Here is a 7884-nt window from a genome sequence, read left to right on the forward strand (position 1 = left end):
TAAGAATAAATACGAAGGCGATTGAAAATACAAGTACAGAATGATCACTAACGAATGATGAATCTGCTGCATGTGGTACTAATTGATGTACATCATGTGATACGAATGGACGCGGATGGTAATATACCGCGTGTATAAGAACATTTACTAATAATGCAATAATAACCGAAAGCGTCGTATATAAAACTGTATATTGTTTTCTAATTGCCTTTTCTTTCTTTCCATTATTAAACCATAAGATAAACATAAATAGAACGGCTACGTATGCAGCGCTATTTGTAATAGCAATCATTAACGTATCTAATAGTTTGGATGAATCAGCAAAATTATTAAACCACTGAAATACTGTGTAATTCATTAAACTCTCTCCTTACATACAAGTGTTCTTGATTTACACAGTATACAATACCATTATGAAAATAGGCTTAAACTTTTTTCATCTAATTCTCATTTTACTATTACTCATGTGACAATTATAAAACAAATTTTATACGCTATTTATGTATAAAGCCGGTAAGCCTTTATAATAAGGCGGTTCGTATTTTTTTCATATTTGAAATACATAACATGTTCATTTAAATATACTAATTGTAAAATCATATTTTTTAATTCATTTGAAGTACAATATTTCCGAATTGTTCCCCATGTTCCATACGGCTTAGTGCTCGAATTGCTTCTTCTAACGAGTAAACCTTATCAATAATTGGTTTAATTTGATATTTTTCAATAAACTTTATCATCTCATTAAATTCCTCACGGCTACCCATGGATGTTCCCATAATATCAATTTGATTATAAAATAATGCGCGTAATGGTAATTCAATTTTATCTCCTGAGCTTGCACCAAAATTCACGATTCTTCCATTTGGTTTTAATACATCAAAATATTTCAAGAAAGTTGCCGGGCCTATACTATCTATTATTAAATCTACTTTTTCACCTTGTAAGCTCTCTTCCCAATTTCCGGTACTATTAAAAGAAATATCTGCACCATATTTTTCAGCAAGTTCCCTTTTATTCTCTACCCTTGAAGTAACACTCACTTTTGCGCCGATTGCTTTCGCGAATAACATGGCAAATGTAGCTACACCACCTCCTATTCCCGGAATTAAAACATGTTCACCGCACTTCAATCTACCCTTTGTAAAAAGTGCTCTATATGCTGTTAATGCGGATAAAGATAAAACACCTGATTCTTCCCAAGTAAGATATGCCGGCTTTTCTACTACATTTTCAGCCGGTACAATTACATATTCAGCAAACGTTCCATCTTTCGGTCCACCTAGCACTTCCGGTAACTCCGGTACTTCAGTAGCATGTTCCCATCCAATACTAGGATTAATAATAACTTCTGTATGTAGTGTAATATTTGAAACTCCTTCTCCTATTTCTGTAACAATTCCTGAGCCATCTGACCCTATTACTAATGGTAGATCCATTTCTTTTCTATTGTTTATAATAAATAAATCCCTATGATTTAACCCTGCAGCTTTTAACTTTATTTTTACTTCACCTGCATTAGGACTTATCTCAGGTGAAAATTTATATTCTAACCCCTCTAATCCTTTTTCATATTGATGTACAATAGCTTTCATTGCTTAATACCCCCTTAATATTTCCAATGTACTAGAAATATCAAAATAAATAAAATAGTTTGCCTCCAATAATTAGAAATTATATATTTTGTCATGAAAAAAACAAAAAATCCTCTCCCTATAAAAAGTATAGGAAGAGGTTTCAAAACTAGTTAGATAAGAATCTATAAATTTATTGAATTCTAGCCAATTCTAATATTTTTCGAATAAATGGCGCTTTTGCCTTTGTATATGAAACACGATCAAAAGCATATGTAATAGCAAGCCTCTCTTTTAATTCTCTATATTCTTTACGTGCCCATTCATGGCTTATTAGAAAGTCACGAAATAAAATATTGTTTCTCCACTCATCACTATTATAAATATAAATATTCAAATGATGAGTACCCGCTCTCCATTTTCCCTTTCTAAAAAAACGCCAATTGGTTGCATCTTTTGGAACAAACTCATATCCAATTTCCGATAGAATTTCAATCCAGTTTTCAGTAATTTGTAAGTCTGTTACGCCAATCATCATATCAATAAGAGGTTTAGCTCCTAATCCTTCTACTGCTGTGCTTCCTATATGTTCAACAGCAATTATTTCTTGTCCTAACAAGGAACAGAATTTCTCTTTTTCTTTTATATACTCTTCAACCCAGTCTTTTTGATATGCTTTAATAACAATTTGTTGATCCATTGTATTCACCTCTTTATAAGTGTTTATCATTATATTTATAAAATTTTATATTATTAGCATAGGATTTCCATAAAATATGTCGAATAGTGGAATGTACAACATAATTATATTAAATGTGAGGTAATCTATGAAAGATAATTCCGTGGAAATTCAGTTAAATAACGTAACATTCCAATTAAAAGAATATCATAATTTTGATTGGCTTATTAAATTAGGAACCGTATTTGCAGTTTTTGACCAGCAAGACTCAGGTAATATAAGTTTTGGTGTAGAAAAAGATGAGCATAAGAAATTTATCAAATACGCAGGAGCACAAACAATTGCATTTGAAGGAACAACGGGTCACGCTATTAAAAGGCTAAAAAATTCAGTTACTATCTATGAAGATTTAAAACATGAATCGCTCATAAGACTAATTGATCATTTTCCAGCTCAATCTGGATATGTATTAATTTTCGATTGGTTTGATGGTGAATGTCTTCATTCGCATTGGAGTTTCCCACCTCCTGAGAAATATAAAAATCCAAACTCTCCATTTTATAAATTTAGACATTTATCTGCTATAGAACGAATTCATTCCTTACATTCCCTTTTTTCTTTCCATACTTATGTAGAAAAGAAAAACTATGTAGCAATAGATTTTTATGACGGTAGTATTTTATATAATTTTAATACAAACGAAACAAAAATTTGTGATATAGATTTATACAGTAAGAAACCTTACATAAATAAAATGGGCCGGCTATGGGGTTCCTCCCGTTTTATGTCACCAGAGGAATTTGAACTAAACGCAACAATTGATGAAAGAACAAATGTATTTAATATGGGAGCAATGGCTTTCTCACTTTTAGGCGGTGAAAAAGATCGTTCTTTTATAAAATGGGAAGCAAGTAAGGAATTATATGAGGTAGCGTATCGTGCTGTAAATAAAGATCGCGCAGAACGGTATGCATCAGTTACAGAATTCTACGAAGCGTGGTTAAAAGCAGCTAACGCAGAAAAGATATAACCCTAAATTATTAAAAGAAATATAGAGTTTATACTATACTTGTTTTGTTTTCTTTGCTATTGCAAACTTCAAAAAAGCTGCAAGTAGGAGGAGGAGCGGTATTCCCTGAATAAAGAGACATCCTCCAAAAAAATCAAGCGTAGTGCTATATGGAGAGTCTGTTGCCATCACACCTATAAATAAAGCCATTGGACTTGTGAGTAGATTTATCCCTAAACAGATCATTATCAATGATAGATTTTTAGCCTTAATTTTTGATGAACCGGACAAGAAAAATAAAAATATCGCAGTACCAAATATAAGAAACAGTGTTACATAAAAACTTACCATAATATCCCTCCATGAATCTAATTGTACCATTAGAAAGGACAAATTTGAATAAATAGGATATTTATGCAAGTCAGATATAGTGTCTCTTTATCAGTGGCAAGAAAAAAGTGGATCCCTACTCTCTCACAAGGAATCCACTCTTTCTATTTCTACAACTCTATTTATATACGTTCCTCTTTTTGTCCTTACGAGAACTGCCATCACTAGATCATTAACATAATTATCTTTAGCGGAAGTTAAAGGTTTTTATTTTCTTGCTCAATTAAAGCACCTGTTAGTTAAAGATTATGGATAATTAATTTGAAAGTTTTTTATCTAAATACACCTTTTCTTTTGGAAAGCCAATCTTCTAAGGCATCTTCGTGTAGTTTTGTGAATAATTTTGGTATTTGGTCTATTGGGAAGTATTTTAAATCCAAAGTCTCAATACCATCTACAGTAAGTTCTCCACCAATTGGCTTACATTGAAAACAATGAGTGATAGTCTGAGCTTTATCTCCGTTCGGAAACTCACCAGAATATTTAGAATAGACACCTATAAGATGTTCAACTTCAACATTTAATCCTGTCTCCTCAAATATTTCTCGTTTAGCGGTTTCTTCAAGAGATTCTCCAAGTTCCATAGCACCACCTGGAAGACCCCATTCATTTCTATCTCCCCGTTTTTGTAAAAGAATTTCATTTCGTTCGTTATAAACAATACCTCCAGCAAAATTAAGAAATATTAAATCATGTCCTACTTTTCCCCGGATATAACGAATGTAGTCCTTATTTGTAGTCATAAATTCCCTCCTAATTTATATATAAAATACAAATTAATTATATATAAAGATAGAAGAAAATAGTAACAAAAATGATAATATTCCTTATTCTCATAAGGGATTTGCCCTTTACTTTTTATCAATCTATGCGTTTATTAACCATTTCTATTCTAATACCTTCATTTCCTAAATCCCCTTTCAAAATAAAGAGAACACCATTTCTTAAAACAATTTTATCGCAGTTCTAAAAATTGGTGTCCTCTAGTTTTCTAGCCGGACTATATTCTATTTTCAAGCCCATTTCTATCTCCCCATGAATAAAACTCAACGTTCTGTTTATACTACAACTACATCTAGAGACACATCACTGTTTAGAGCGGCTAGGTTTTGTTAGCTGCTCTTTTGTGTTTTACACAAATAAAATCAATAACTCAGCATATAATATCTATGTAGCTAGACTATTACCTCTGTATCGAGCAGTTAGGCTGGGCTAAATGCTCTTTTATTTATGACAAAATAAAACTTTTAAACAGAATTACTTTCATATAACATTTTCAATCTCGCTTACACTATAACTATAACTTTAAGTTACACATCTATTACTTATAGGGCCTAATTTTCTTTTGTGTAACAATTGGTTAGCTCATAAAGTTAACCAATTTGTTGCGTTAAATATTTTTTATTTCTCAATACTTAATACCTGGAATTAATTCTAATTTATTGGTATTAAACTATTGACATTGATTTTCCTCATATGCAATTTTTGAAAAGGCATTTTCTCTCATATCAGGCTCTTTTATTTATTAAAAAAAGATTATTTTATATAGATTACTATAAGCATCCATAAAGCCAAAGCACCAATGATAGCGAGTACTATACGTGTTGATAGTATCCTTACTTCAAAGTCTGTTTTCTTGGAGGGTTCAGGATATGCAATTATGTAAATTCCCTTTAATAATGCAAGCCATGCAATAACCGTTAGGAATCCCTGCCAGTTGAATCCCCATACATTATGTAGAATTACAGTACCTAATCCTAGGAAAATTGATAGAAAACCATACATAATACCAAACCCTCTGTCTTCAACCACTAATTTTTTTAAGTCACGTAGCACCGATGGACGGACGAAAAGTATTCCCGATACGATAACCGTCATCCATCCCCAGAACAGCCCTAAAAAAGTACTAGTTTCCATTATTATTTCACTCCCCTCAATTATATTTATATTTCAGATATTCCTTCCTTTAGAACAATTCCAGCACTTTTCACATTTATAATAACTAACTATCCCCATCTTACCAGTTTTAAAATCTTCATTGTCATGACTATTAATAAGTTTATATCAATGTATACATTTAGGTTCTTTTAATTTATCCAACCAATTTCCTAACATAAATTAATTCCTTTCCTCTCGAAGATATTCTTTCTATTCCCACCCTCTTAAGGAAACCTTGGAAAATATCTCCAATTATTGTAACGTGGTGGCTTGTTTTTCTTTAAACAAAAGAATTATTTTGTTTAAAAATTCATTCTAATTTATAACCACTATATTTTTCTTATATTTTCCATTAAAATTTAATAGAAATATTTTGATAACAAAGGAGCAACCTATGAAGCATAATATAAATCTACGGTCTTTTATTTTTTCATTCGTTTGCATTGCTTTTTTTCTTTTATATCTTGAAGTATGCACACCTGAAATGAATGCGTCGTTTATAAATATCGTTTATTTTCACCCTTTATTTTTTGTACTCATTTTTTCAATAGGAACTTTTTTTGCTGGTATTAAAGGATTCTCTAAAGCAGGTAATTGGATAGCAATGCTTAGAAGCATAGTAACAGTTCTGCTAACATTGTTATTATCAGTGTTTTTAACACTAACTTTAATCGTTGGTTATGCATTAAGTTAAACGTAATTCTTCACGAATAAAACTAAATATTACGTCAATACTATATATGACATTAGATTTTCTCCTTGTTCCCCCTTGGAGATGAGCAGTTAGCTTTTGCTAACTGCTCTTATTTTCTACAATTGGTTTCATTTACCTGATGTATTTAACGTAATATTAAGTTACGATATAAACGAATAAAATATATTTGGCAGTTATACCATTACCCTAGGAAACTAGGGTTTTGATTTCTATAAAATGAAATTTTTATTGTAATTACTCACCCATAGTTTTATATTTTTCAAACATTCCATTCTTCCGGAGAGTATTTACTAGCTGCCTTATCGTTAATTCCGTTCTTCCTAATGCTAAAGCAATTCCCTTCACCTTTCCGAATCCATAATACTTACATATGTAGGCTAATTCTTTCGTTGTATACGGCTTCTTATGATTCGGATCGTAATCAGGATGATACTTCATTCGGCCCTGCGCATCATATTGAACTTCCACCCTGATCACTTTTCTTTCAAATGAAGTTTTTATTAAGCTACTTGATAAGCTTTACAAGCCCATGATTCATCTTCGTCTGCATCATCCGCAAAGAATATTTCTACCTTCTCTCCATTACGGCCGTCGCCTCAAATACTCTGCTTATATGGTCAAATTGCTTGATATCCTCGTCCTCAACCATTCCGAATTCTTCTCGGAGACTATCGTAGAATTTTTCTACTGCACTTTCTAAATCATACTGACTTTTATATGTTTGTTCGTGAATTAACTGGACCTCCATTTTCATTCTCCTTTTCTAATAAAATAGCGTTTTTGTTTAGTTTCACTCTAAAAGTAAAATTTTCATTTTTTCATTCAACCAAGTTCATAACATATTCTTTTCCCCCGATAAAATAATGATTAGGTGTCCCATGCGCATTTTATTCACTGGAAATAATACCTTTCACGTACTTACGTATTAGAAACTTCATTTCTGCTTCTTCTCCACTAGCAATTTTGTTCACTTTTTTGATACATTTATGAAACATTCACATGTTATCTTCAATATGTTCTATTCTTTTTGAAAAACCATGTGAGAATACCAAAATAAGAAGCCTTAGAGCCCTAACTCTAGGGCTTCTTGTTTTCAAATAAGGATTTTGCTAAAAAACTACACATTTATTAAGAACATGCATAAAATATAATGTGGTATTCTTTTTCAATATTAATGTTTATCCGAGAGCGCCTTGAATGGCGCTCTTTAATTTCCAAATAACATTTTTAGATAATTACGAGAGCGGATTTTATTATGTTGTACAAGCACTACTTTACTTTATTAAATAGACTATATAGATATCTAAAAGAAGGGAGCTTTAAATTCATATGGCTGATTACTTTTATAAAGATGGTAAAAAATATTATAAAAACCAATCACATTCCAACAATCAAAAAAATAACTGTTTTATTGAAACTCATACGATAGCTGGTTCTGCAGAAAATGCAAATGGAAATATACCTGTGTCAGTTTTCCTTGAAACCACCGCTCCACAAACTGTATTTGAGGATTTTACAAACAATCATAATAAAACATTAATTCAGTTATTCGTTGTCGGTATGAGTGCACCCGTTCAAG

Annotated in this window: 9 protein-coding genes and 2 pseudogenes; 3 read left to right on the top strand and 8 right to left on the bottom strand. The window is 31.5% G+C overall.

Annotated elements, in window-relative coordinates:
* The 3 genes from H6481_RS27695 to H6481_RS27705 all read right to left on the bottom strand — a co-directional run.
* Positions 1 to 358 (bottom strand): phosphatase PAP2 family protein (locus tag H6481_RS27695; RefSeq protein ID WP_182813749.1); only part of this gene is annotated, 358 nt, incomplete at its 3' end.
* 247 nt (positions 359 to 605) lie between these two features.
* Positions 606 to 1595, bottom strand: coding sequence for a zinc-binding dehydrogenase (locus H6481_RS27700; RefSeq protein WP_000644511.1), 990 nt, complete (start codon positions 1593 to 1595; stop codon positions 606 to 608).
* A 172-nt stretch (positions 1596 to 1767) separates the two neighbouring features.
* Positions 1768 to 2274, bottom strand: a complete 507-nt coding sequence (locus H6481_RS27705; protein WP_182813751.1) for a GrpB family protein — start codon at positions 2272 to 2274, stop codon at positions 1768 to 1770.
* A 127-nt stretch (positions 2275 to 2401) separates the two neighbouring features.
* On the opposite strand from H6481_RS27705, the gene H6481_RS27710 reads away from it, so the two are divergent.
* Positions 2402 to 3283, top strand: a complete 882-nt coding sequence (locus tag H6481_RS27710) for a serine/threonine protein kinase (RefSeq protein WP_000654530.1) — start codon at positions 2402 to 2404, stop codon at positions 3281 to 3283.
* Positions 3284 to 3316: 33 nt separating this feature from the next.
* On the opposite strand, the gene H6481_RS27715 is transcribed toward H6481_RS27710, so the two are convergent.
* From H6481_RS27715 to H6481_RS27725, 3 genes are all read right to left on the bottom strand, one after another.
* The gene (locus H6481_RS27715; RefSeq protein WP_000253417.1) at positions 3317 to 3613 is read right to left on the bottom strand and encodes a hypothetical protein; all 297 of its coding nucleotides are present in this window, start codon (positions 3611 to 3613) and stop codon (positions 3317 to 3319) included.
* A 311-nt stretch (positions 3614 to 3924) separates the two neighbouring features.
* The gene (locus tag H6481_RS27720; RefSeq protein ID WP_000210489.1) at positions 3925 to 4395 is read right to left on the bottom strand and encodes an NUDIX hydrolase; all 471 of its coding nucleotides are present in this window, start codon (positions 4393 to 4395) and stop codon (positions 3925 to 3927) included.
* A 793-nt stretch (positions 4396 to 5188) separates the two neighbouring features.
* A complete protein-coding gene (locus H6481_RS27725; protein WP_063547426.1) occupies positions 5189 to 5569 on the bottom strand; it encodes a hypothetical protein in 381 nt (126 codons plus the stop codon).
* Positions 5570 to 5984: 415 nt separating this feature from the next.
* On the opposite strand from H6481_RS27725, the gene H6481_RS29035 reads away from it, so the two are divergent.
* The gene (locus H6481_RS29035) at positions 5985 to 6284 is read left to right on the top strand and encodes a hypothetical protein (RefSeq protein WP_065483806.1); all 300 of its coding nucleotides are present in this window, start codon (positions 5985 to 5987) and stop codon (positions 6282 to 6284) included.
* 255 nt (positions 6285 to 6539) lie between these two features.
* On the opposite strand, the gene H6481_RS27730 is transcribed toward H6481_RS29035, so the two are convergent.
* Complete coding sequence (locus H6481_RS27730; RefSeq protein ID WP_000453747.1) at positions 6540 to 6773, bottom strand: hypothetical protein; 234 nt, start codon at positions 6771 to 6773, stop codon at positions 6540 to 6542.
* A gap of 32 nt (positions 6774 to 6805) precedes the next feature.
* Positions 6806 to 7053, bottom strand: a pseudogene (locus tag H6481_RS27735) (hypothetical protein).
* A 581-nt stretch (positions 7054 to 7634) separates the two neighbouring features.
* Between H6481_RS27735 and H6481_RS27740 the strand changes: the two are divergent.
* Positions 7635 to 7884: pseudogene (locus H6481_RS27740) on the top strand (exosporium protein D); the annotation flags it as partial.

The organism is Bacillus sp. ME78 (genome assembly GCF_903970865.1).
Lineage (GTDB): Bacteria > Bacillota > Bacilli > Bacillales > Bacillaceae_G > Bacillus_A > Bacillus_A cereus.